Below are 23,202 nucleotides of genomic sequence, written 5' to 3'. Positions count from 1 at the left end.
CGATCAACCCGAGGTCAACAAGAACGCCAGTGGACCGAGCGTCACGATCATGCCGACGACCACCGCGATCACGAAACTCGTGATGTCGTCCGTCTTCCGCAGAACCCGCACGACAGCAACCAGGCCGACGATCACGATCAGCGCGAGCACCAACGCCACCCACGGCAGCATGTCCCACAGCTTCTCGAAGCCCTTGAACATCGCGCCGCCGACGATCAGTGCAACAACCACCTGACCGGCAAGCACTGCCCATTCACGGATCGAGTTACGCTCGCCTGCCTCTTCCGCTGCCGGTTCGGCTTCGACATCGGACTCCGCGGCGGCACTGGTCTTTTCTGCACCGTCATCGACAGCCGGCGCCTTGACCAGATCGACCACGGCGGTGGATTCGGCCTCGCCGGCATCCGCGTCTGCGATCTTGTCGATCAGTTCGGTGCTCTCTTCCGGCGCGGCCGGAGCGGGAGCGGTCTGTGCAGGTGCCTTGGCGACGGGAGTGGGGACACGCGGCGGCAGGATCGGCGGACGCAACGACGGCGACTGCGTTGCGGCGCGCTCCTGACGCATCAGGTCGCCCGCCAGGGTCTGACCCGACAGCAGGGCTGGTTCCTGCGTTACCTGCGTCGGTGACGAGGAGTTGAGCGGTGCCCGGCTCACCCACTGCCCGGGCGAGGACTTCGAGGTCTGTCCCGGCGAAGGCGTGGAAGTCGGCTTCGGAGTGGTGACCGGCGGCGCAGCAACCGGCTTCGACTCGCCCTTGGGTGCCTGCGGCTCGTCATCGTCATCGTCGTCGTCGAACGAGACGGCGAAGGCTGCGGTGCGATCGGCGGGAACCTTCGGTGCCGGTTCGACTGACTTGGCGGTTTCCGCGACAGCCTCGGCCGGCGCTGAAGGTGCAGAGTTCTCCGGCGCAGCGGTTTCCGGCGCAGCGGCTTCAGGCTGGGCTGCTGGTTCGCCGGACTCGGGCTCGGCGGCCGCGCGCGATCCCGACTGGCGAACGATCGGGATCTCACCCGTCAGTTCGGCGACGGAGATGCCACCGGCTACGCCGCGCCGGCGTCGTCCACCTCGGGATTCGACGCTCTGACCGTTCCGCTTGAGCAGTTCCGCTACGGAAATCTGCTGACTGTCCTCGGTCATCAAGCACTCACCACCAATTCACCGCCCATTTCTGTGTCGAGCTTTCGCAGAATCAGACCCTCACGCAGTGCCCAGGGACAAATTTCCAGTTCGTCCACTCCGAGCGCCCGCATGGTTGCCTCTGCGATGAGCGCGCCGGCCACAATCTGCTGTGACCGATCCGAGCTCACTCCTTCCAATTCTGCACGGTCCGCCGCCGTCATCCTGGATATGAAGGCTATGAGTTGCCTGAGTCCGCTGGAAGTCAGGGTCCGTTTTGCCCGGGGGCCTGCGGCAGAAGGGGCCGCGCCGGTGAGCCGAGCCAACGATCGGAAGGTCTTCGAAGTCCCGACCGTGCGGTCCCAGTCGCCGGCGGCGCGCAGTTCCTTGGCTGGTCCGACCAACTCCGCGTCCAGCCAGTCGCGCAATACAGCGACCCGGCGCTTGCCCGGCGGATCGGCCTGTAGCCAGTCGCGCGTCAACCGTCCGGCACCGAGTTGCAGTGAGAAGGCGACGTCCGGATCCTCGTCACCACCTGCTGTGAGTTCGAGCGAGCCGCCGCCGATGTCCAGGTTCAGGATGCGTCCGGCGCTCCAGCCGTACCAGCGGCGCACGGCCAGAAAGGTCAAGCGGGCTTCGTCGACCCCGGACAGAACCTCGAGGTTGACTCCGGTCTCGGCGCGGACGCGGGCGAGTACGGCTTCGGAATTGTTGGCGTCACGGACCGCGGAAGTGGCAAAAGCCATCATTTCCTCGCACCCGGACGTCTTGGCGATACCGGCGAATTCGGAAACCGTCGACACCAACCGATCGGCTCCTGACGTGGTGATATCGCCGCGGTCGTCAGTGTTTTCTGCCAGCCTCAACGTGGACTTGGTCGAGCTCATGGGTGTTGGGTGGCCGCCCCGATGGGCGTCCACAACCAATAGATGGACGGTATTGCTTCCGACGTCGAGTACCCCTAGTCGCACATCGCCACGTTACTGGGTCTACGGTCGGCCCTTGTGACAGCAGGTAACCCAGACCGGTCCCACAAGATGACTCCGAGCCCCGAGGTCGATCTCGATTTCCCGCGCGAATGGGTCGAATTTGTCGATCCGGATAACTCCGAACACCTCATTTCCGCTGATATGACGTGGTTGCTCTCGCATTGGACCTGCGTGTTCGGCACGCCGGCGTGTCAGGGCATCATCGGAGACCGCCCGGACGACGGTTGCTGCTCGCACGGCGCTTTCCTCTCCGATCAGGAAGATCAGGACAAGCTCGATGCGTCAGTGAAAATGCTCACAGCCGAAGACTGGCAGTTCATGGAAAAGGGTCTCGGCAAGAAGGGCTACGTCGAAGAAGACGACCTCGAGGACGAGCCCGCGCTGCGCACCCGCCGCTACAAAGGAGCGTGCATCTTCCTCAACCGGCCGGGTTTTGCCGGAGGCGAGGGCTGCGCTCTGCATTCCATGGCGCTCAAGAAGGGCATCGAGCCGCTCGAGGTGAAACCGGACGTGTGCTGGCAGCTACCGATCCGCCGCACCCAGGACTGGGTCGACCGGCCGGACGGCGTCCAGATCCTCAAGACCACGATCACCGAGTACGACCGCCGCGGCTGGGGTGAGGGCGGCGACGACCTCGCCTGGTACTGCTCCGGCTCCCCCGACGCTCATGTCGGGGAGCGGCAGGTCTGGCAGTCCTACGGGCCCGAGTTGACGGAACTTCTCGGAAAGCGCGCGTACGACGAGCTGGCTCGCCTCTGCAGGCGTCGCGCGGGCCTCGGCCTCATCGCAGTCCATCCGGCGACCACGATCGCTCAGAACAAAGCTCAGGGCTGACTCCGCCTGAACAAAAAGAATTCAGCCGCTCACACGATCGTGTGAGCGGCTGAATTCTTCTCGACATTTCTTCTCGACATTTCTTCTCGACGAGGTTCGATCACGCTTCGAGCTTGTAACCCAATCCACGGACCGTGACCAGATGTTCCGGCTTGGCCGGATCCGATTCGATCTTCGAACGCAACCGCTTCACGTGTACATCAAGGGTTTTGGTGTCACCGACGTAGTCGGCGCCCCAGACGCGGTCGATCAACTGTCCGCGGGTCAGCACCCGACCGGAGTTGCGGAGCAGGTACTCGAGGAGATCGAACTCCTTGAGCGGCAACGTCACCGGGTTACCCGCGACCTGCACGACGTGGCGCTCGACGTCCATCCGTACCGGTCCGGCCTCGAGCACCCCGTTGTCGGAGGCGAGGTCCGCCTCGTTCTCCACCCCGCGGCGCAGCACCGCACGGATGCGAGCGATCAGCTCACGCGCCGAATACGGTTTGGTCACATAGTCGTCCGCACCGAGTTCCAGTCCGACGACCTTGTCGATCTCACTGTCACGCGCCGTCACCATGATGACGGGGACGCCGGAGCGCGACCGCAGCGCCTTGCAGACGTCCGTGCCACTCATGCCGGGCAGCATGAGGTCGAGCAGGACGATGTCCGCTCCGGAGCGATCGAATTCCGCCAACGCCGACGGTCCGTCGTTGACGATGGTGGTCTCGAAGCCTTCCTTGCGGAGCAGGAACGCCAGCGGGTCCGCCAAGGACTCCTCGTCCTCCACGATCAGCACACTCGTCATCGTTTGGCCTCCATGCCGTTTTCTCTACTGCCTTGTTCTCGTCTGCCGATCCGCGTGGAACCGGCGGTTCCCGCGTCGTCAGAGTCGATGTCGTCGTCCGACTCCACGTGTGCCGGTATCTGCAACGTGAAGGTAGACCCTGTACCCGGTTTGCTCCACAGTTCGATGGAGCCGTTGTGATTGGCCGCGACGTGTTTGACGATCGCCAGCCCCAGACCGGTTCCACCGGTCTGCCGTGACCGCGCCTTGTCCACGCGGAAGAATCTCTCGAACACTCGCTCCTGGTCCGCTTTCGCGATGCCTTCTCCTCGGTCGGTGACTGCGATCGCGACATTGTCGCCGCGTACCGACCGACTGACGGAAACCGGAGAACCCTTGGGCGAGTATGCAATAGCGTTCTCGATGAGGTTGGACAATGCCGTGACGAGGAGAGTCTGATCCCCGAGTACTTCCAGCCCACTCGGATGGTCGGTGGTGACCGTGATCCCGGCGGCCTCGGCCGACAGATTCGACCTCGACAGTGCTTCGGACACCACGGTGTCGACGTCGACCACGTCGAGATCCGGCAGCTTCTCGGCACCTTGCAGACGCGAGAGTGCGATCAACTCGGTGACCATCTTGCCCAGACGAATCGACTCACCGAGCACCCGTTCGCCGAAGTGGCGCACCGATTCCGGGTCGTCAGCGGACTCGAGCAGCGCCTCCGCGAGCAGGCTCATCGCACCGACCGGCGTCTTGAGTTCGTGGCTGACGTTCGCGACGAAATCGCGTCGGGTCGCCTCCATGCGGACCTGCTCGGAATCGTCGTCGGCGAACAGGACCACGAAGTTGCGATCGTCCTTGCTGAGCAACCGGGCCGTGCCACGTACCGCGATCTTGTCGCGGCCCCGCTGAGCGGTCTGCGCCGTCAGATCGACCTCGACGGGTTGACCCGTCCGCAGAACTTCCTGAGCAGCCCGCCAAGCTCGCTCGTCGACCAGACGATTCTTGACGAGACCGAGTTCCTCGGCGCGAGGATTGAAGAGCACGACGTCGTGAAAACCGTCGACGACGGCGATACCGCTTTCCGAAGCCAACACGATGAGGTCGAGAACCTGGGACATCGTGAGCCCGGTCTGTTCGTCCGAGCGCTGACTCTGGCGCGACGACAGCCTGGGTACCAGCACCCCGCCGACGAGGTAGCCGACCAAGCCGGCGACCACGACCAGCAGCACTGCAATCACGACACTCACGGCGCAATCGTACGTTCGCGCGAAGAGTCGGTTACGGCGGGTTCGGACGTTCCCACCCGTGTAATCCGCCAGGTGGACGGCGTTGGTTCGTCGTTCATCTGCTGTTGGCCGAGGCCCCCCGAAATCACTGTTCGGGGGGCCTCGACGCACATCATCGGGTTGCTACTTTCCGCCCTGATTCGCCACCGCGGCGGCGCCGGCAGCTGCGGCCTCCGGATCCAGGTAGGTGCCGCCGGGATTGAGCGGCTTCAGGTTCTCGTCGAGGTCGTAACGCAGCGGGATTCCGGTCGGGATGTTCAGGCCCGCGATGTCCTCGTCCGAGATGCCGTCGAGGTGCTTGACCAACGCACGCAGCGAGTTGCCGTGCGCGGTGACCAGCACGTTCCGGCCGGCGAGCAGCTCCTGGGAGATGGTGTCCTCCCAGTACGGGATCAGACGCTTGACGACGTCGAGCAGGCACTCGGTCAAGGGAACCTCGTCGAGGTTCGCGTACCGGGGATCGGTGTCCTGGCTGTACTCGCTGCCGGCTTCGATGGCGGGCGGCGGGGTGTCGTAGCTACGACGCCAGAGCATGAACTGCTCGTTTCCGTACTCTTCCTTGGTCTGCGCCTTGTTCTTGCCCTGCAGAGCGCCGTAGTGGCGCTCGTTGAGACGCCAGTCGCGCACTACCGGGATCCAGTGGCGATCGGCGGCGTCGAGCGCGAGGTTGGCTGTGCTGATCGCGCGGCGCAGCAGAGACGTGTAGAGAACGTCGGGCAACAGGTTGTGCTCGGCGAGCAGTTCGCCGGCGCGCTTGCCCTCGGCCATGCCCTTGTCTGTCAGGTGTACGTCCACCCAGCCGGTGAACAGATTGAGTGCATTCCATTCGCTCTCGCCGTGGCGGAGCAGGACCAGGGTTCCGATACTCATGGCGTTCATCCTGGCACGAGTACCGGAACCCTTCTTGATCAACCCTGTCCGGAAATCAGCTCGGGGCAACTTCCGCAGTTCGCAGATCCTTGCGGAGGATCTTTCCGGCCGCGGATTTCGGCACGGTGCTGATGAATGAAACCTGGCGGACCTTCTTGTGCGGCGAGACGCGCTCGGCGACGAAGGTGATCACGTCGGCTTCGGTCAACTCGGCGCCGTCCTGGAGCACGACGAATGCCTTCGGGACCTCTTCGCCCTCGGCGTCGAGCACACCGATCACTGCGGCGTCGGCGATCTGCGGATGGGTCAGCAGCAAGGCCTCGAGTTCCGCCGGGGGAACCTGGTAGCCCTTGTACTTGATCAGTTCCTTGAGGCGGTCGACGATCTTGACGACGCCGTCGCCGTCGACGGTCGCGATGTCACCGGTGTGCAGGTAACCGTCGTCGTCGAGGGTGTCCTTGGTGGCCTGGTCGTTGCCGAGGTAGCCGAGCATGATGTTCGGGCCCTTGCACCACAGTTCGCCGGGCTCGCTGACGCCGTCCGAGCCGAGAGCCGGGTACGCGACCTCTTCGCCCGTTCCGGGGTCGACGAGCTTGCATTCCATGTTGGCGATGGTCGGACCACACGTGTCGAGGGCGATGTCGTCACGATCGAACGGGATCGCGTGCGAGACCGGGCTCATCTCGGACATGCCGTAGCCCTGGCGGACGTGGCAGTTCAACCGGTCGGCGACGGCCTTGCCGAGCGCCGCGTCGAGCGGGGCCGCACCGGAGAAGATGGTGTGCACGCTCGAGAGGTCGTACTGATCGACGAGCGGGTGCTTTGCCAGCGCGACGGCAACGGGCGGTGCGACGAAGATGTACGTCGACTTCTGCTCGGCGACGATCCGCAGGAACTCGACGAGATCGAACTTCGGCATCGTGATGAGGCTCGCGCGGCGGTAGAGCGCAGCGTTGAGCAGGACCGTCATGCCGTAGATGTGGAAGAACGGTAGGACCGCGAGGATCTTGTCGTCGGTCTCGATGCCCATCCGCGGAATGATCTGGCAGACGTTGGCCACGAGGTTCCGATGGGTGAGCATGACCCCCTTGGGTCGGCCGGTGGTGCCCGAGGAGTACGGCAGCACCGCGAGTTGGGTGGCCGGATCGAAGGAGACCTCGGGCGCCGCTGCACCCTCGCCGAGCAGATCACGCAGCGAGAGGTGGCCTTCGGCCCCGTCGAGTACGAACACGTTCTCGGCCGGGATACCGACCAGGTCAGCAGCGGCCTTTGCCTGCGGCAGGAGCGGCGAGACGGTGAAGAGGAACTTGGCCTTGGAATCGGTGAGCTGCTTGGCGATGTCCTCGGCGGTGTAGAGCGCGTTGATCGTGGTCGCGACGCCACCGGCACGAAGGATGCCGTGGAAGACGGAACCGAAGGCCGGGACGTTGGGCGAATGCAGCCCGACCACGTCGCCGACGCTGAGTCCGCGCGCTGCGAGAGCGCCTGCAACGCCGTTGATCTGTGCGATCAGCGAAGCGTATGTGGTGACTGCGCCCGAACTGCCCTCGACGAATGCCGTCTTGTCGAGGTCTGCGGGGTCGGTGTTTCCGAACAGGAAGTCGTAGACGCTGAGGTTGGGGATTTCAACGTCGGGGAACGGACTCTTGAAGCTCACTGTGCTCCTCGAAAAGTTGCGCGGCGGGGTGGTGTGACCAACTTACTGTGACTCACGGGAACAGTATTATTCCGTGACGACAGTCACAAGTAAAGGTCACTTTACGTGACACATCCGCGATGTGTCTCACCCCGCTCGATCAGCTCTGCGCGGGCTCCTCCTCGATGAGGTGCTTGAACGGTTCGAGATTCGCCAGCGACTCGCCTCGCGACACCCGCCACGCCCACTCACGCTTGATGGACGAGGAGAAGCCGAGTTCGAGGATGACGTTGAAATCGCCGTCGGCGGCTTCGAGAACCTGACCGAGCACTCGGTCGAGTTCATCGCCGGTCACGGCATGCTCCGCGATCTTGCCGACCAGGTAGATGTCCCCGACCTTGTCGAGTGTGTACGCCACCCCGTACAGACGGCGGTTGCGCTTGAGCAGGAACTTGTAGACGCCTTCGAAGTTCTCGTCCACCTTGCGGCACACGAAGGCCTCGACCCGCACACCGTGATTGCCAACGGTGAGCAGAGTCGACGTCTTGAGTTTGTGTTCACCGGGAAGTTCGACGATGAAATGCGCGTCGTCTTTTCTGGTGAAGTCGAGTTCACGCTCGGTGAGGGCCTGCTCGATGGTGTCCGAAATGCTGCTCATGTACGCACTCCCCCGGTCCGGCGCAGACGCCACAGACCCCGCGCACGGCGGGGCGAGAAGTCGCTGGGACCGGTTCCGTTGTTGTAGTTGACTGCGGCTTTGCGATAGCTCTCGAGCAAACCGTCCGCGGTGTGTTCCCACGAGAAATTTTCGGCGTGACGCGGTGCCTGCGCGGCGAGTTCGGCCAAGCGCGTCGGTGCTGTCACCAAAGATTCGAGGGCGCCGGCCCAGTCTTCGGTGCGGTGTCCTTGAACCAGCAGGCCTGTCTCCCCGTTGCGTACGGCTACTCCCAGTCCGCCGACGTCGGCGGCGATCACGGGAGTTCCGCAGGCTTGAGCTTCGATGGCGACCAATCCGAAGGACTCCGAATAGCTCGGCACCGCAACCAGATCCGAGGCACGGTAGACATCGGCGAGACGCTCAGGAGCCTGCGGCGGCAAGAACGTCACCTGCGCTGTGATGCCGAGTGAGCGTGCCAGTTCGATCAGCACGTCCGGCCGCGCGAGGCCAGTTCCGGACGGCCCGCCGACGACGAGGATGCGCAACGGCAACTCGGGGCGACGGCTGATCACTTCGGCGGCAGCACGCAGCAGAACGTCCGGCGCTTTCAGAGGTTGGATCCGGCCGACGAAAGTCACGACGACCTCGCCCGGGTCCAACCCCAACGACGCGCGGGCGGAATCGCGATCGCCCGGTCGGTAGCGGGTGAGATCGGCGCCGGGAGCCACGACGTCGATACGCGTGGGATCTGCGCCGTACAACTCGTGCAGCGCCTTGGCTTCGTCGGTGGTGTTGGCGACCAGGCGATCGGACTCGGCGACTACTTGCTGCTCGCCGATCTGACGTGCTGCCGGCTCCGGGGTGTCTCCCTCGGCAAGCGAAAGATTCTTCACCGCCGCGAGGGTGTGGGCGGTGTGTACGAGGGGCACGCCCCAGCGGTCGCGGGCCAGCCAGCCGACCTGACCGGACAACCAGTAGTGCGAGTGAATCAGGCTGTAGTACCCGGGGCCGTGGCGCGCTTCCTCCCGCAGAACTCCTGCGACGAAGGCACACAGTTGAGTCGGCAGATCCGCCTTGTCCAGCCCTTCGAAGGGACCAGCAGCAATGTTCCGAACCCGCACTCCGGGAGCGGCGTCCACCACGGGTGCGTCGGCCGAGGACGTCGCGCGGGTGAATATCTCCACCTCGACGCCACGTTTGGCGAGCTGAATGGCGGATTGCAGAACGTAGACGTTCATCCCACCCGCGTCACCGGTGCCGGGTTGTGCCAATGGCGAGGTGTGGACCGAGAGAACGGCCACCCGGCGAGGGCGCGAAATGTGCATGGGCGTCACGACTCCATACTGCCCCCTCACCGGGCGCGAACTCTAACCGAGGCTCGAGATGAAGGTTCGCACTTCGGACACGAATCGTGTCGGATCCTCCACGAACGGGCCGTGATTGCAGCCTTCCCAGTACGACGCCTGGGACTTGGGAATCAGTTCCTCGGCGTGCTTACCTGCGCTCACGTCGACGACGGAGTCGTCGGTTCCGTGCAGAACGAGGACCGGGATGTCCAGGTTGCGAAGCAACTCGTCGTGACCGACAGCACGGTTGAACAGTGCTGCGCGCACCCGCGGACGCGTCGAGAGGCTGTACCCGAACAAGGCCTGCGACGCTGCACCCTTGCCCTCGGGTGGGCCGGTGAGAGCATTGCCGAAAGCGCCGAGTGCACGGATCGCCTCGCGGGGATCTTCGGACATCGCGCCGGGAACTGCGCTACGCATCGCCGAGCCGACCTTGCCACCTTTTTCGCCGCGCCCGATGCTGGTGATCGCCCCGACCAGAACCGCGCCCGCCACCGCGCCGGTGCCGTGCGCTGCCAGGTAATCGCAGATCACCAGACCGCCGTACGACCAGCCGAGCAGGATCGCGTTCTCGGTGACGCCTTCGGCCGCAAGAACAGCCGCGACGTCGCCGGCCCAGTTCGCGGAATCGTCGTATCCGGATTCGGGCGCATCTGAGTAACCGTGGCCGCGCAGATCGACGGCGATCAGCCGATAGTCCGCGGCCAGGTCCGCGAGGACCTGCTCGCCCCAGCACTGCGAGGACTGAGCCCAGCCGTGCAGCAACACCAGCGGGGTCCCCGCCGAATTTCCGGTTACTCGATAGACGATGGACGTGCCGTCGACGCTGACGGCTTCACGAATAGACATGCCGTCACGATAGAGGCTGCGACTGCGGCGCCGACGGCGAGCATGTAGGCCGACGGGACGCCGTAGCGATCGATCAGCTGTCCGGCCAGCGCAGACCCGAGCGCCACGCCGACGCCGAGGCCGGTAACCGTCAGGGTCATTCCCTCGGTGAGCTTTTCCGGTGGGACGATCTGTTCGACCAGGGCTGTCGCGATGATGAGCGTCGGTGCGATGGTCGCGCCCGCCAGCACGTAGGCACCCGCAAGTGCGGCCACGTTTCCGACCAACAGAAGCGGGACGCTGAGAACGGCGACCGCCGAGGACGCGATCATCAACTGCCCGCGCAGCGATCGCGCCGGGTGCATCGACCCGAAGATCAGTCCCGCGATTCCCGAACCGCCGGCGAACAGCGCGAGGACCAGCGTCGCCGACCCCGGCGAATTCTGTTCCTTGGTGAACGCGATGGCGCCGACGTCGATGACGCCGAAGATCGTTCCGAGCATCACCATGATCACGATGACGATCCACATCACGTGGTTACCGAGAACCGATCGTCCGCGGCCGGGTCGACGCGGATGCACCTTCGGTTCGGTTCCGCGCTGTATGACCAGCAGCAGGGTTCCGGTGACCAGCAGGATCAACCCTGCCAGTGGTCCAGCCTCGGGGAAGAGCCCGATGCTCAGACCTACCGATATGACCGGGCCCGCCACGAAGCAGAGCTCGTCCACCACCGATTCGAAGGCGAAGGCGGTGCGCAGCTGAGGTTTTCCGACATAGATCGCCACCCACCTGGCGCGAATCATCGCGCCGATCGTCGGAGTGGCGCCGCCGGGGACGACCAGAACGAACAGCAGCCAGTCGGGAGCTTCCATCCGGACTGCGAGCAGGAGCGCCCCGATCGCGGTGACGCTCACGGCTGCGGCAATCGGCAGGACCGCTCGCTGTCCGAAGCGGTCGACCGCACGCGAGACCGCGGGCGCGATGATCGCCGACGAGAGCGCAAAAACCGCGGCGAGCGCGCCGGCGAGCGCGTAGTCACCACGAAGTTGCGAGATCATCGTCACGATTCCGATACCGATCATGGCGATCGGCAGCCTTGCGACAAATCCGGCGGCCGAGAAGGCGACCGATCCGGGGGCGGCAAAGATCTCGCGGTAGGCGCTCAGCAGGCCTTTGTTGGTGGATTCGCTCATGTCAGCTTCTCGTGCACTGAACAAGGTTCACAGAGCCGAGGCCGACTCGACAAATCGTTTTCACTGTGCGCTCGGGTTGACCTGTCGGTAACTTGCCTTACGATTGCGCGAATGAGTGTCCTGGTGTGTTTCCACGCCCATCCCGATGACGAAGTTTTCACTACGGGCGGCGTGATGAGAATGGCCGCCGACGCAGGTCACCGCGTCGTAGTCGTCACCGCTACCGACGGTGCTCTCGGTGAATTCCCCGACGGACTGTTGGACGAATACGAGACGTTGGCTCAGCGCCGCAGCCGTGAGCTCGAGGCGTCCACCGACGCGTTGGGTGCCAGTCGCGTCGTGTCCCTGCACTACCCGGATTCGGGGATGGTGGGTACGCCCGAGAACGAGAATCCGGAAGCGTTCTGCAACGTCGACGTCGAGAAGGCCGCCGAGCGTCTGGCCGAGGTTCTTCGTGAAGAGAACGCCGATGTCCTGACCATCTACGACCCCAACGGCGGATACGGCCACCCGGATCACATCCAGGTCCACCACGTCGGCGTTCGTGCTGCAGAACTCGCGGGCACGCCGTTCGTCTACGAGGCGTCCACCAACCGCGATCACATGAAGATGCTGATGCAGGCCAACCCCGAGTGGACCGAGGAGGCGCAGCCGCCGGACATCGAATCGTTCGGGCTTCCGGCTGACCAACTCACCACCGCAGTCGACGTCAGTTCGGTGATCTCGTCCAAGCGCGCGGCCATGTACGCGCACGCAACGCAGGTCGGCGATTTCGGCCCGTTCCTCGAAATGCCGACGGAGCAGCTCGCCGCGGCATTCGGCACCGAGTGGTTCCGTCGTCGCAACGCGCCGGAAGGGCTGTCGGAAACCGCCCTGCCCCTGTGAGTCACCGCCCTCGATAAACCGAAGTCCCGACGGAGGTTTCGGCGGCTCGTTAACATCGGTAGGCATGGACCTCGAACAACTTGTCGCGAGCATGCCTTTTGCAGTTCACACCGGAATTCAGTTGGACAGCGCGGCACCCGAACAGGTTGTCGGCCATCTGGATTGGGACAGCCACCGCACCACCGCCGGCAACGGAATGCACGGCGGCGCCTTGATGACGCTGGCAGACAGCGTCGGCGCCGTCTGTGCATTCCTCAATCTGCCGCCCGGCGCAAGTACGTCCACCACCAGTTCGTCGACCGTCTTCACTCGCGGCGTGCGCAAGGGCACGGTCACCGCCACCGCCCGGCCACTGCACGCGGGGCGCAGCACCGTCGCGGTGGTGACCGAGATCCGCGACGACGAGGGCCGCCTCGTCGCTCAGGTCACCGCATCACAGGCAGTACTGGGATCGTGAAGCTTCCCGCGTACCGCGCTTCGGGTGCCACCCTGCCGTACGGCAATCTGCTTGCCTCCCATGACGTTGCGATGGAGGGTTACTTCTGGCGATTCACGATGCCAGACAGCGGGCGGGTGGTGATCGCGCTCGCCGGAATCAACAAGGCCGACGGCGACAGCTGGTCGACGCTCGGTCTCGCGGCACATCCAGGCGGATTCCTCCGCACTGCTGAGCATCCGAATGGATCGGCCGATCCCCGTATCCTGGGGGCCTACGCCGACAACGCTTTCCGCGGCAATGCCGATCGACTCCAGGTCGATTTCGGCGACAGTCATCTCGACGTGCGCATCAGTAGTCAGCGATTCTGGCCGCACCGCCGCTTCGGGGGATCGAGTTACTTCCAATCAATTCCCGCACTCAATCAGTACTGGCATCCGTGGCTGCTCGGCGGCCGGGTCGAGGGAAGCGCCGTCATCGACGGGCAGAGCTGGGATCTCACCGGAGCGCAGGTGTACGGCGAGAAGAACTGGGGAAAGGGAGGATTTCCGGAATCCTGGTGGTGGGGACAGGCACAGGGGTTCACCGATCCTCGAGCCTGCGTGGCGTTTGCCGGCGGACAGGTCAGCGCCGGACCTCTGCGCACCGAAGTCACCGCCGTCGTTGCCGCGCTACCGGACGGAACGGTATTGCGGCTGGGTAATCCACTGACGTCACAGGTGGAGACGACGGTGTCCGACGATCGCTGGACGCTTCGGGGTTACAGCCGGAAGTGGAGCGTCGACATCAACGGGACCGCACCCATCGCCGACGCACACATACTTCCTGTTCCGATACCTGCCGAGCGTCGAAACGTGCCAGGAGCGCTCGAGCATCTCGGTGGAACGATGTCGGTCATCGTCCGGCGACGCGGCACCATTGTCTGGAAGGACAGGTCGAGGTTGGCTGCTCTCGAGCACGGCGGATTGGATCGGGCGCAGGCCGAACTCACTCGGCGGGAACAGCTCTCGCAAGATCGATGAGAGCGGAGGCCGCAGGATTCTTGCCGCCCGACGAACGCCAGACCAATTCCAGCCGAGATCGCGCCTCCGGTTCGAGATCGATCCGATGCAACTCCCCCACTGCCGACTCGGGAAGCACGGCCATTCCCAGCCCCTGCGCTGCCAATGAAACGATGATGCCGAGGTTGCTTGCCTCGAGCGCAACCGTCGGCGTGGTGCCGGCCGCGGCGCACGCGAAGTTCAGACACGTCCTGATACCGGTTCCCTCCGGCAGACAGATGACCGATCGCGTGGCGAGCTCGGCAAACGGTAGAGACGACACCTCGGCCAGCGGATGATCCGTTGCCACTCCGGCCACCAGTCGTTCGTCGGTGATCACCCTCGATTCGAGCCCTTCCGGCAGCTCTCCCGCCACCCCGATGACGGCTATGTCGAAGGTTCCGTCCGACACTCCGGCAAGCAGACTGCGCGAATCGTCCTCGGCCAGCGAGATGTCCAGGCCGGGGTGTCTGGTGTGCAACCGACTGAGCAGATCGGTCAGATCGGCGGAGGCACAGGCGGTGACCATCCCGACCGAAACGGAGCCGCGAACAAGTCCGTTCAGGGCATCGACAGCGTCGCGGGTGCTCTGAACGGAAGCAAGTGCAGCGTAGGCGTGTGGGAGGACAGCTCGCCCGGCGTCGGTCAGACGAACGGTTCGACCACTACGATCGAGCAATTCCTGCCCCAGCTCACGTTCCAGCCTTTTGACCTGCGCACTCACACCCGGCTGGGCTACGTGAAGCCGCTCGGCGGCGCGAGTGAAATTAGCTTCCTCAACGACAGCGACAAAGTACTCGAGTTGCCGAAGTTCCATAACTGCTAATTCTAGCTGCGAGACAAACTAGATCTTGGACTTATCGCCGGTACGGTAGAACGATGGAAGCATGACAACAACAGATGACGTTCAGAAGGCCGGAACCCCGGAAGACATCGCGAAGCTTTTCGTGCAGTTTGCCAACGCTGGTGACGCAGACGCCGTCGCCGCACTTTACGAGGAGGATGCGGTGATGGCCTTCCCGCCCGGGTCCCTCACCGTGGGCCGCCAAGCCATCCGCGAGGTGATCTCTCAGATGCTGGCAGCTGCACCGAGATTCACCGTCGAGGAATCTCTACCGACGGTGATCAGCGGCGACCTGGCAATGACCTCGACCAAACCTTCCGACGGAACCGGCGGGCGCACGCAGGTCGCGCGCCGCCAGCCCGACGGATCATGGTTGCGAGTCTTGGATCGACCGGAACTCTGACTACCCTCTTCGCAGTCAGACGGCCGACGCGCGGCGCATAGCCGCAGCGGGATCAGCAAACAGTGAGCTCAGTGACACGACCGTGGAAGCGTATTCCTGAACCCGATTGCCGAAACCGGTAATTCGAATGTCCTTACGCTCCAAGGAGGATGCCGTCGAGAAGGCCTCGGCGACATGGGGCACCCCGGCGGGATAGTCGGTAAATGCCTGACCACCCAGAATCACCCGATCCGGGTTGAACAGGTCACGCAGCATCGCCACTGTCCGGCCGAGGACGCGTGCTCGATCAACCAGAAGCTCGTGTGCCGGAATGGAACCCGACGACGCGGCCCGGTAGACGTCCGCGATCGTGACACGCTCGCTGCCCTGGATCACGGCGCCCGAAGACAAAGCCCGCGCGACTACGGCGCGGTCACTGATCGTCGCTTCAAGGCAACCCACGGCTCCGCAGGTGCACCGTGCGGACGAACCGGTGGGGAGGTGCGCGATCGAACCGGGTCCGCTGGACGGCGTGTGTACTCGCCCTTCGAAAGTGATTGCGATACCGGCAGTTTCACGAGCATAGAAGTACAGGCCGGTAGTGCCCGGCGTCGGGGCTTCGGCACGGTCGGTGCTGAGCAGAAGTTCCGACGCGGCCATCGCCTCGACGTGGGCGGCTACCGATACAGGGAGATCCAAGCCGGCTCCGATGATGGACCCGACCTTGGCGCCCTTCCATCCCAGACGCGGGTGATCGACGACTCCGGTCGCTGAATCGACGCGACCGCCGATGGCCACGCCGACGGCGAGCGGACGACGCTTGTGCCACCGCGAGGCAAAGGATTTGGCCGAGCGCGCAATCGTGGCAAGCGCGACAGCAGAATTGGTGGCAGGCGTCGGAATCTCGACGGCGCCGAGCACCTTTCCACGAATGTCGCTGGCGATGATGCTGGTGACGACGGCACCGATGTGGATGCCGACTGTCAGATAAGGCTCGTGGTTGACCTCGAACGGAACTCGCGGACGCCCGATTGCTCCGGATGCCGTCAGGTCCGCGCGTTCGCGCAGGATCCCGAGGTCCAGCAGGCTCGTGACCTGCCGGTTCACGGTGGCGATGCTCAGCCCTGATGCCTTTGCCGCAGTGTCACGTGAGAGCGGCCCACGGGATCGAGCAATGCGCAACACAGTCGCGGACGGACCGTCGGCGATGCGTAGTTCGGGCGCAACTATCTGGGTACGGGTCCGGGTTCCCGAGAGCGCGGTTCGCGATCGGATGTTCGGAATGGCGGAGATTGTGGGTGTCGACATGGCTGTCCCTTGCAGAAGGAGGAGAAGGCGCATATCTCTGTCGACCGAGAAATCAGCGTTTCCACTGGTCACACGAAGAAATAGACAGAAAAGGCGCAGAAATTAGCTGCAGAAAGAACGGCGGCGACAACACAGCTCTCGCGCCAGAGGCAGACGCGAACCAAGCGCAGCGGTCACATAGGTGACCCGCAAAGCGGCAGGCTGGTCGGTCGACATGGCTCCAAAAGTAGCAGCTTCACCGAGATTCACAAATCAGGTGCGGTAACGATCACACTGAACGCAACCCTGTCGGGGCGAAATCTCGCGTGTTTGGGTGGGCACACTCCCCACGAAAGGTGCACCATGTCTACAGCTTTCGCCAAGCCGACCCTCACGAATTCGGCATCAACGAACGGAGCGGCCGTTGACGCCGCTCGCGGCACTGTCACCACCCTCGGCGCGCATATCGGCGCCCGAATCGACGGAATCACTCTCGGCGGGCATCTCGACCCGGCGACGATTTCCCTCATCCGGCAAGCACTTCTCGAACACAAGGTGATCTTCTTTCGCGGGCAAGACCACCTCGACAACGATTCGCAGTACGAGTTCGCCCAACTGCTGGGTACCCCGACCACTGCCCACCCCACCGTGAAGTCGCACGGCGCAAAAGTTCTGCCCATCGACTCGGACCTGGGCAAGGCCAACAGCTGGCACACCGACGTCACCTTCGTCGACCGCATCCCCAAGGCTTCGATCCTGCGCGCGGTGCAGCTACCCGAATACGGCGGTTCCACGACGTGGGCGTCAGGGGTAGCCGCCTACAACGGACTGCCGGATCCGCTCAAGGCGCTCGCGGAGAACCTCTGGGCTCGCCACACGAACGTCTACGACTATGCGGCAACCAGCGCCGAGCGGCTCACCGAAGATCGCACGGCCGCCTACCGCGAGGAGTTCCAGTCCACGTACTTCGAGACGGAACACCCGGTGGTGCGGGTCCACCCCGAAACCGGAGAACGCACGCTCGTCCTCGGACATTTTGTCAAGAACTTCGTCGGGTTGAGCACCGAACAGTCGAACGGTGTATTCAAGCTCTTGCAGGATCACGCCATCAAGCTCGAGTACACGACGCGGTGGAACTGGGAAGCGGGTGACGTCGCGATCTGGGACAACCGCGCCACCCAGCACTACGCGATCGCCGACTACGACGATCAGTACCGGCGTCTGGAACGCATCACCCTTGCCGGCGACATCCCGGTCAACATCCACGGGGAACGAAGCCGCAGCATCGCCGGCGACGCTTCCGAATACTCGATCATCGAAGGCGCCTCGACTCTCCCATGACTTCACCGGATTCCGCCCCTCCTCCGCACGCCCGCGGATACGAAGGCTTCGAGGGTCGAATCGGCCGCACCGCAGCCGATTCGACCCCGTCGTGGCCCACCTCCACGACCCCGATTCCCGGATCACCCAACATCGTCGTGGTTCTGATCGACGACATGGGGTACAGCGACATCGGGCCGTTCGGCTCCGAGATCGAGACTCCCACCCTCGACCGCCTTGCCGCGCAGGGCATTCGGATGACCAACTATCACACGACGCCCCTCTGCTCGCCGTCGCGCGCAGCTCTTCTCACCGGCCTGAATCCGCACCGCGCCGGGTACGGTTTTGTCGCCAACGCCGATCCGGGCTACCCCGGACTGCGTCTGGAATTGGCCGACGACGTCCAGACACTCCCCGAAATCCTCCGCGGCGCGGGCTATGCGACCTATGCCGTCGGCAAGTGGCACCTCGTACGCGACGCCAACCTGGCCCCGGGACGAAGTCGTGACTCCTGGCCGACGCAGCGCGGTTTCGATCGCTACTACGGCTCACTCGAAGGCCTCAACTCCTTCTACTATCCCAATCAACTGATCTCCGACAATTCTGTGGTCGACGTGGACGAGTACCCCGAGGGGTACTACCTCACCGACGATCTGACCGACAAAGCGGTCGGGTACATCAAGGACCTCCGCGCCCACGATCAGGACAAGCCGTTCTTCCTCTACTTCGCACACGTCGCCATGCACGGACCGTTGCAGGCCAAGCCTGCCGACCAGAAAAAGTACCGCGGCCGCTACGACGAAGGGTGGGATCGAATCCGCGAGTCGCGGTTCGCCTCTCAGCTCGTGCAAGGCCTCTTTCCGGAAGGTACGCAACAAGCACCGCGAAACTCCGAACCCGGCTTCGACGTCCCCGAATGGGAATCACTCACGCCGGAAGTGCAGTCCAGGTTCGCCCGCTACATGGAGGTGTACGCGGCGATGGTCGACTCGATCGATCAGAGCGTCGGACGCATCGTCGACACCCTGGACGAACTCGGCGAGCTCGACAACACGATCATCGTCTTCACCTCCGACAACGGCGGCACCGCCGAGGGCGGTTCGGACGGGACCCGAAGCTACTTCGCACAGTTCGCGCATGTTCAGGATCCGGACTGGGTGGGCGATGTCCCCCACGACGAATCCCTCATCGGCGGACCTGAATTGGGCGTCCACTATCCACGTGGATGGGGACAGACGTCCAACACCCCGTTCCGGTTCTACAAAGGGCAATCCTTTGCCGGCGGGATCCGTGTTCCTTTTCTCCTGTCCTGGCCCGCTGGATTGAAACCCGGAGCAGACGACAACGGGATTCGCGACCAGTTCGCGTACGTCACCGACCTGACCCCTACGCTGCTCGAACTGGCCGGAATCGACGCACCCAGTGTGCGAAACGGGCTCCCGGTGAAAGAGTTCGACGGGGTGTCTTCCGCGTCCGTTCTGCGTTCGTCTGCCGCTCCGAGCACTCACACCGAGCAGTACACCGAGATGACCGGCAACCGTGGCTACTACAAGGACGGCTGGAAACTGCTGGCTCTCACCCCGGCGGACATCGACAAACCGCACTGGCAGTTGTTCGACGTCCGCACCGACCCGACCGAGCTCGACGACCTGGCATCACGGTTTCCCGACAAGGTTCGCGAACTCGCCGAGGCCTGGGACCACTCGGCGTGGGCGAACACCGTGTTTCCTCTACTCGGCAATACCGTCGGCGCGGTTCGCCGTCCGGAGGAAGGAGCACTCTCACGCCCGGTGCGACTACTTGCCGGAACGCCCCCGCTGGAGCGCTACCGCTCATCCAAGCTGATCGGGTTCCGCGACTTCGACATCACGGTCGAACTCGACGGTTACCGCGAAAGTGACGCCGGTGTCCTTGTCGCCCATGGCGATCCGCAGGGTGGGTACCTTCTCTACGTCGAGGACGGGCACCTGCATCTCGGGTACAACGCGTTCGGTTCCTACTCCGTTGTCGACGCCGGACCGCTGGCGCTCGGCACCGAACGCATCGAGCTGTCGGTGACGGTGGTACCGCGGTTGCGTTGGGATCTCCACGTCAGCGTCGACGGCATTCACGCGGGCCGGCTGCTCGGGCAAGTACAACTGGTGGGAATGGCGCCGTGGACCGGTATCTCGGTCGGTGTCGACGCCAGGGGACCTGTGTCGTGGGAGGTACGACGACGCCATGGTCCCTTCCGGTACAGCGGCGCGCTGCGCGCCGTCACCTACACACCCGGCCGGATACAAGTACCGCGTCGTCACATCGAATCCATCGAACGGGAAGCAGAGTATGCCGCCGACTAGCCCTACGATTGCATCATGACCATTTCTTCCGATGCCCGCATCGCCGTAGTCACCGGAGCCAGCTCCGGCATCGGTGAGGCCACCGCCCGCACCCTGGCAGCTCAGGGATTCCACGTCGTGATCGGTGCTCGCCGCGTCGATCGTCTCGAGAAGATCGCCGAGGAAATCGGTGGTACCGCTCTCGAACTCGACGTCACCGACGAGGATTCCGTCGACGCGTTTGCGGCCGTGGTCCCCCGTGTCGACGTGTTGGTCAACAACGCGGGTGGTGCAAAGGGTCTGGCAACAGTCCTGGACGCCGATCTGGACGACTGGCGGTGGATGTGGGAGACCAATGTTCTGGGCACGTTGCGTGTGACGAAGGCACTGCTGCCCAAGCTGATCGATTCGGGTGACGGTCTGGTCGTGACCATCACCTCGGTGGCCGCGCTGGAGGCATACGACAACGGCTCGGGCTACACCACCGCCAAGCACGCTCAAGCCGTCCTTCATCGGACATTGCGTGGTGAACTGTTGGGCAAGCCCGTTCGACTGACCGAAATCGCGCCGGGAGCCGTCGAGACGGAGTTCTCACTCGTCCGGTTCGAGGGCGATCAGGACAAGGCCGACAAGGTGTACGAGGGAATCACACCGTTGGTGGCGCAGGACATCGCCGAGATCATCGGTTTTGTCGCGTCGCGGCCGTCACATGTGAACCTCGATCAGATCATCGTCAAGCCGAGGGATCAGGCAAGCCCCGGTCGGTTCCACCGCACCACCAGCTAGTTCGAATCGTTCTGACTAACCAGTGCGAATCACCCGGTGCAGGACGAGGCCGAGATTGCGTGCAATCTCGGCCTCCGTCATTTCCGTGGAAGCGCTACGGGCACTTACGGTTTCACCAGCGGTGACGATGTACCGACCATCTCCGGCATAGTCGTACCAGTGGAACGTTATTCCGTCGTCTGTCGGTCTGCTGTCCACCGCTCCTCCCGGGTATGTGGTGACTTCACCGATCGAGGTCCGCTCTCGGCCGAAGAATCTGCTCACTTCCTCGCTCCCGCGCGCACCGGCAGCACTGCTCAGAAAGCTCGCTCTACCGGAAGTTTTCGGCCTTTCGATGCTCACACCACGCTCCGATCCAGCGGGGCAGGTCGGCAGGTGATCGACGAGCATCCGTGGAATTGCCGATGGGCGTACCACGGTGAAAACCACGTCGGAGCCACAGTCGACAGTCCTGCCGGGCAGTTGAGTCAGGAGCACCCCCAGGTCGCCGGCAACAACGCCGTGCAATCGCGTCACCGTACTCATGTTCTGCCCGTGAAAACCGAAAACCTCCACGCGAGCATCAGGATTCGCAAGAGCACCGAGAACGTGATGCAGCCGATCGTCGAGCAACCAAGCCAGGTGTGCTCCCGCTCGACGTCGCTCTTCTGTCAGCTCGTTCATGGTTTCGGCCGTCGGACGAAACCGCAGCGGGTACGGGAGTCGGTCACGTCCGACCGCTTCCCAGAGAATCTGGAATTCGAGGCCGGTGAACTGCCACTGCATGGTGGTCATTCGCCCAGCACCGCCGGGGAGACCATCGGTAGGTCGCCGACCAGGGCATTGCCGTTCTCGACGGTGACGAGGTAGCCGGGGGTGTCGTGAACGTTGTCTTCGTCTTGCCCTTGCCCTCGTCCCGGTGCCATGCCGCCGACGCCACCCATCGCGCCCCGACCGCTCTGCGCGCCCGTCGCCGAGGTACCGCCAGTTCCGTTGACGCCCCCACGCCCGCCATTGGCGAGGCCGCCCACGCCGCCAGGGCCGAGAGCGCCACCTCCGGTTCCACCTGGCCCGAAGCCTCCGGTACCGATTCCACCTGCGGAACCACCACCCGAACCGCTACCCATGAGGCCTGAAGGCACTCCGGAACCGAGCTGAGCACCATTCGGAGTTGCACGAGCTAGGCCATCTGGCGCTGCACCGGCGGACAGTGGACCGGCATGTGCCGCCGTGGTCCCGGCCGGGTCGGAATCGGTTCCGGATCGAACTGCATCGACGTTCGGATTCCCTTGGGCATCAACGCCGCTACGGTTGTCACCATTTCCGGAATCGGTGCCGGATGGATTCTGACCGGAACCGTGTCCGGGCGGGTTTGCCCCACCGGAGTTTCCACCGTCCGCTCCCCCGCCAATTCCGCCACCCGATGTAGATGGCGTGCCGAGCCCGTTTCCTGGACCCGAAAAGTTCCCGCCGTCGGCACCACCACCACCGAATGCGCCGCCACTTCCAGCCCCGCCACTTCCAGCCCCTCCACCGCCGGTGACCGGATTGAATGCGGCCGGGAGGATCGGCACCTGATCGTCCGCACGCTTCATGGACGGCAGATACACGTCCTTCATCACCTGGCGCGCTTGACGTTCGGCTTCTTCCGCTTCGTATTGGGCCTGCTTCCATGTAGCCCCGGGAACCATGCTGAGAAACCTCTCGACCGTCGAGGCGCCGTCGGGGGCCGGAATCGAGCGTTTGGCCTCGTCGAGTGCGATCTTCGCCTCCTCGATCTTGTTCGAGATCAGATCGACCCGCACCTTCAGCTCACCCGCATCAGCCGAGTAGACCAGCACTGCTTCCAGCGCAGCCGAGCCGCCGCGCCCCTGCCAGCCTTCGGTGATCGCACCGTTCACGTCGTTCTGGAACTTCCCGATGCCGGCTTCGACCCGGCCTGCAATGGCCTTCCAAGCCTCACCGATCGCACTCAGGGTTGCCGGATTCATCTCGTTGACGTGGTCGAAGATTTCGGAGTGCGACATCGCATCGAACGGATCGTCGTCCACGATTGCGTGTTCGCTGTACTCGAGCGACGACGTCTGGGCGGTGAGGGCATCGCGCTCACCCCAGGCTCGTGCGCGCTCCACATCGGCGTCGACGGTCGCAGCAGCCATCTCGTCGTCGAACGCGCCGCGGTCGTCGGTTATGGATTGCACCAGAGCAGATGTAGCGATTGCGCTCGCGATGGGAGTGCCGACAACTGGCAATGCCGCCACGCCAGGAGGCACGGCCTGCGTCGCTTCGGAGATTCTTCCCAGCACGTCTTCCAGAAATGGAATGCCCACCGCTGTCCCCCTGAAGTCGAAAACCCCCGTCGGACTCCCCCGAGCCGACAGCACTTACCTGTAC

General features: G+C 64.0%; 22 protein-coding genes. 8 read left to right on the top strand and 14 right to left on the bottom strand.

Going from position 1 to position 23,202, the window contains the following annotated elements; all coding sequences use genetic code 11:
- Positions 1 to 3: 3 nt before the first annotated feature.
- Both GN300_RS19040 and GN300_RS19035 read right to left on the bottom strand, forming a co-directional pair.
- Positions 4 to 1,137, bottom strand: a complete 1,134-nt coding sequence (locus tag GN300_RS19040) for a hypothetical protein (protein ID WP_063314777.1) — start codon at positions 1,135 to 1,137, stop codon at positions 4 to 6.
- Positions 1,137 to 2,087 carry a Ppx/GppA phosphatase family protein gene (locus tag GN300_RS19035; protein WP_003941975.1) on the bottom strand — a complete coding sequence of 317 codons (951 nt, stop codon included), beginning with the start codon at positions 2,085 to 2,087 and terminating at the stop codon, positions 1,137 to 1,139. Before GN300_RS19035 ends, GN300_RS19040 begins: the two co-directional genes overlap by 1 nt.
- Before the next feature lie 66 nt (positions 2,088 to 2,153).
- Here GN300_RS19035 and GN300_RS19030 point away from each other — a divergent pair, with 66 nt between their 5' ends.
- A complete protein-coding gene (locus GN300_RS19030; RefSeq protein ID WP_003941928.1) occupies positions 2,154 to 2,939 on the top strand; it encodes a hypothetical protein in 786 nt (261 codons plus the stop codon).
- 100 nt (positions 2,940 to 3,039) lie between these two features.
- Here the strand turns inward: GN300_RS19030 and GN300_RS19025 are convergent, their stop codons facing one another.
- The 8 genes from GN300_RS19025 to GN300_RS18990 form a co-directional block, all read right to left on the bottom strand.
- Entirely contained in the window at positions 3,040 to 3,729 is a 690-nt protein-coding gene (locus GN300_RS19025) for a response regulator transcription factor (protein WP_003942020.1), read from the bottom strand.
- On the bottom strand, positions 3,726 to 4,961 hold the full coding sequence (locus GN300_RS19020; RefSeq protein WP_003941938.1) for a cell wall metabolism sensor histidine kinase WalK: 1,236 nt from the start codon (positions 4,959 to 4,961) through the stop codon (positions 3,726 to 3,728). The genes GN300_RS19025 and GN300_RS19020 overlap by 4 nt, the downstream gene beginning before the upstream one ends.
- Before the next feature lie 162 nt (positions 4,962 to 5,123).
- Positions 5,124 to 5,879, bottom strand: a complete 756-nt coding sequence (locus GN300_RS19015) for a phosphoglyceromutase (RefSeq protein WP_003941992.1) — start codon at positions 5,877 to 5,879, stop codon at positions 5,124 to 5,126.
- A gap of 46 nt (positions 5,880 to 5,925) precedes the next feature.
- Positions 5,926 to 7,527: an AMP-binding protein gene (locus GN300_RS19010; RefSeq protein ID WP_058227473.1), complete on the bottom strand. Its 1,602-nt coding sequence runs from the start codon at positions 7,525 to 7,527 to the stop codon at positions 5,926 to 5,928.
- A 139-nt stretch (positions 7,528 to 7,666) separates the two neighbouring features.
- Entirely contained in the window at positions 7,667 to 8,164 is a 498-nt protein-coding gene (locus GN300_RS19005; protein WP_047268888.1) for a YbjN domain-containing protein, read from the bottom strand.
- Entirely contained in the window at positions 8,161 to 9,489 is a 1,329-nt protein-coding gene (gene mshA / locus GN300_RS19000; RefSeq protein WP_063314778.1) for a D-inositol-3-phosphate glycosyltransferase, read from the bottom strand. Before mshA ends, GN300_RS19005 begins: the two co-directional genes overlap by 4 nt.
- A gap of 42 nt (positions 9,490 to 9,531) precedes the next feature.
- Positions 9,532 to 10,359, bottom strand: coding sequence for an alpha/beta fold hydrolase (locus tag GN300_RS18995; protein WP_042452989.1), 828 nt, complete (start codon positions 10,357 to 10,359; stop codon positions 9,532 to 9,534).
- Positions 10,305 to 11,531: an MFS transporter gene (locus tag GN300_RS18990; protein ID WP_003942019.1), complete on the bottom strand. Its 1,227-nt coding sequence runs from the start codon at positions 11,529 to 11,531 to the stop codon at positions 10,305 to 10,307. The genes GN300_RS18995 and GN300_RS18990 overlap by 55 nt, the downstream gene beginning before the upstream one ends.
- Before the next feature lie 111 nt (positions 11,532 to 11,642).
- On the opposite strand from GN300_RS18990, the gene GN300_RS18985 reads away from it, so the two are divergent.
- The 3 genes from GN300_RS18985 (at position 11,643) to GN300_RS18975 (ending at position 13,874) form a co-directional block, all read left to right on the top strand.
- Positions 11,643 to 12,416: a PIG-L family deacetylase gene (locus tag GN300_RS18985; protein ID WP_003942001.1), complete on the top strand. Its 774-nt coding sequence runs from the start codon at positions 11,643 to 11,645 to the stop codon at positions 12,414 to 12,416.
- Positions 12,417 to 12,480: 64 nt separating this feature from the next.
- Positions 12,481 to 12,873 carry a PaaI family thioesterase gene (locus tag GN300_RS18980; protein ID WP_058227471.1) on the top strand — a complete coding sequence of 131 codons (393 nt, stop codon included), beginning with the start codon at positions 12,481 to 12,483 and terminating at the stop codon, positions 12,871 to 12,873.
- Positions 12,870 to 13,874 (top strand): tocopherol cyclase family protein, encoded by a 1,005-nt coding sequence (locus GN300_RS18975; RefSeq protein WP_063314779.1) that lies wholly within the window; start codon positions 12,870 to 12,872, stop codon positions 13,872 to 13,874. Before GN300_RS18980 ends, GN300_RS18975 begins: the two co-directional genes overlap by 4 nt.
- Here the strand turns inward: GN300_RS18975 and GN300_RS18970 are convergent.
- Positions 13,840 to 14,709, bottom strand: a complete 870-nt coding sequence (locus GN300_RS18970) for a LysR family transcriptional regulator (protein ID WP_063314780.1) — start codon at positions 14,707 to 14,709, stop codon at positions 13,840 to 13,842. The two genes, GN300_RS18975 and GN300_RS18970, sit on opposite strands and share 35 nt — an antisense overlap.
- Before the next feature lie 70 nt (positions 14,710 to 14,779).
- Here GN300_RS18970 and GN300_RS18965 point away from each other — a divergent pair, with 70 nt between their 5' ends.
- A complete protein-coding gene (locus GN300_RS18965) occupies positions 14,780 to 15,139 on the top strand; it encodes a nuclear transport factor 2 family protein (RefSeq protein ID WP_054187841.1) in 360 nt (119 codons plus the stop codon).
- Positions 15,140 to 15,154: 15 nt separating this feature from the next.
- Here GN300_RS18965 and GN300_RS18960 read toward each other — a convergent pair whose 3' ends face one another.
- Positions 15,155 to 16,426 carry an ROK family transcriptional regulator gene (locus tag GN300_RS18960; RefSeq protein WP_082845690.1) on the bottom strand — a complete coding sequence of 424 codons (1,272 nt, stop codon included), beginning with the start codon at positions 16,424 to 16,426 and terminating at the stop codon, positions 15,155 to 15,157.
- Between the two features lie 342 nt (positions 16,427 to 16,768).
- Between GN300_RS18960 and GN300_RS18955 the strand changes: the two genes are divergently transcribed.
- The 3 genes from GN300_RS18955 to GN300_RS18945 are packed head-to-tail and all read left to right on the top strand — an operon-like array spanning position 16,769 to position 20,829.
- On the top strand, positions 16,769 to 17,746 hold the full coding sequence (locus GN300_RS18955) for a TauD/TfdA family dioxygenase (protein WP_042452972.1): 978 nt from the start codon (positions 16,769 to 16,771) through the stop codon (positions 17,744 to 17,746).
- Positions 17,743 to 20,064, top strand: a complete 2,322-nt coding sequence (locus GN300_RS18950; protein ID WP_063314781.1) for an arylsulfatase — start codon at positions 17,743 to 17,745, stop codon at positions 20,062 to 20,064. The genes GN300_RS18955 and GN300_RS18950 overlap by 4 nt, the downstream gene beginning before the upstream one ends.
- Before the next feature lie 15 nt (positions 20,065 to 20,079).
- Positions 20,080 to 20,829 carry an SDR family NAD(P)-dependent oxidoreductase gene (locus tag GN300_RS18945; protein ID WP_003942076.1) on the top strand — a complete coding sequence of 250 codons (750 nt, stop codon included), beginning with the start codon at positions 20,080 to 20,082 and terminating at the stop codon, positions 20,827 to 20,829.
- A gap of 15 nt (positions 20,830 to 20,844) precedes the next feature.
- Here the strand turns inward: GN300_RS18945 and GN300_RS18940 are convergent, their stop codons facing one another.
- Together GN300_RS18940 and GN300_RS18935 are read right to left on the bottom strand one after the other, a co-directional pair.
- Positions 20,845 to 21,603: an ESX secretion-associated protein EspG gene (locus GN300_RS18940; protein WP_063314782.1), complete on the bottom strand. Its 759-nt coding sequence runs from the start codon at positions 21,601 to 21,603 to the stop codon at positions 20,845 to 20,847.
- Positions 21,600 to 23,138: a hypothetical protein gene (locus GN300_RS18935; protein ID WP_063314783.1), complete on the bottom strand. Its 1,539-nt coding sequence runs from the start codon at positions 23,136 to 23,138 to the stop codon at positions 21,600 to 21,602. The genes GN300_RS18940 and GN300_RS18935 overlap by 4 nt, the downstream gene beginning before the upstream one ends.
- Positions 23,139 to 23,202: the final 64 nt, after the last annotated feature.

The sequence above is a fragment of the Rhodococcus sp. Ni2 genome (assembly GCF_021352185.1).
Lineage (GTDB): Bacteria > Actinomycetota > Actinomycetes > Mycobacteriales > Mycobacteriaceae > Rhodococcus_F > Rhodococcus_F qingshengii.
This window is presented reverse-complemented; position numbering and strand designations above follow the sequence as displayed.

What these genes read in the sequence shown, in the direction of transcription:
- mshA (WP_063314778.1), bottom strand. Translation starts at nt 9,489, where the DNA reads ATGCACATTTCGCGCCCTCGCCGGGTGGCCGTTCTCTCGGTCCACACC.
- GN300_RS18965 (WP_054187841.1), top strand. Translation starts at nt 14,780, where the DNA reads ATGACAACAACAGATGACGTTCAGAAGGCCGGAACCCCGGAAGACATC.
- GN300_RS18990 (WP_003942019.1), bottom strand. Translation starts at nt 11,531, where the DNA reads ATGAGCGAATCCACCAACAAAGGCCTGCTGAGCGCCTACCGCGAGATC.
- GN300_RS18985 (WP_003942001.1), top strand. Translation starts at nt 11,643, where the DNA reads ATGAGTGTCCTGGTGTGTTTCCACGCCCATCCCGATGACGAAGTTTTC.
- GN300_RS19040 (WP_063314777.1), bottom strand. Translation starts at nt 1,137, where the DNA reads ATGACCGAGGACAGTCAGCAGATTTCCGTAGCGGAACTGCTCAAGCGG.
- GN300_RS18950 (WP_063314781.1), top strand. Translation starts at nt 17,743, where the DNA reads ATGACTTCACCGGATTCCGCCCCTCCTCCGCACGCCCGCGGATACGAA.
- GN300_RS18940 (WP_063314782.1), bottom strand. Translation starts at nt 21,603, where the DNA reads ATGACCACCATGCAGTGGCAGTTCACCGGCCTCGAATTCCAGATTCTC.
- GN300_RS18980 (WP_058227471.1), top strand. Translation starts at nt 12,481, where the DNA reads ATGGACCTCGAACAACTTGTCGCGAGCATGCCTTTTGCAGTTCACACC.
- GN300_RS19005 (WP_047268888.1), bottom strand. Translation starts at nt 8,164, where the DNA reads ATGAGCAGCATTTCGGACACCATCGAGCAGGCCCTCACCGAGCGTGAA.
- GN300_RS18960 (WP_082845690.1), bottom strand. Translation starts at nt 16,426, where the DNA reads ATGTCGACACCCACAATCTCCGCCATTCCGAACATCCGATCGCGAACC.
- GN300_RS18970 (WP_063314780.1), bottom strand. Translation starts at nt 14,709, where the DNA reads ATGGAACTTCGGCAACTCGAGTACTTTGTCGCTGTCGTTGAGGAAGCT.
- GN300_RS18945 (WP_003942076.1), top strand. Translation starts at nt 20,080, where the DNA reads ATGACCATTTCTTCCGATGCCCGCATCGCCGTAGTCACCGGAGCCAGC.
- GN300_RS19030 (WP_003941928.1), top strand. Translation starts at nt 2,154, where the DNA reads ATGACTCCGAGCCCCGAGGTCGATCTCGATTTCCCGCGCGAATGGGTC.
- GN300_RS18955 (WP_042452972.1), top strand. Translation starts at nt 16,769, where the DNA reads ATGTCTACAGCTTTCGCCAAGCCGACCCTCACGAATTCGGCATCAACG.
- GN300_RS19015 (WP_003941992.1), bottom strand. Translation starts at nt 5,879, where the DNA reads ATGAACGCCATGAGTATCGGAACCCTGGTCCTGCTCCGCCACGGCGAG.
- GN300_RS18995 (WP_042452989.1), bottom strand. Translation starts at nt 10,359, where the DNA reads ATGTCTATTCGTGAAGCCGTCAGCGTCGACGGCACGTCCATCGTCTAT.
- GN300_RS19025 (WP_003942020.1), bottom strand. Translation starts at nt 3,729, where the DNA reads ATGACGAGTGTGCTGATCGTGGAGGACGAGGAGTCCTTGGCGGACCCG.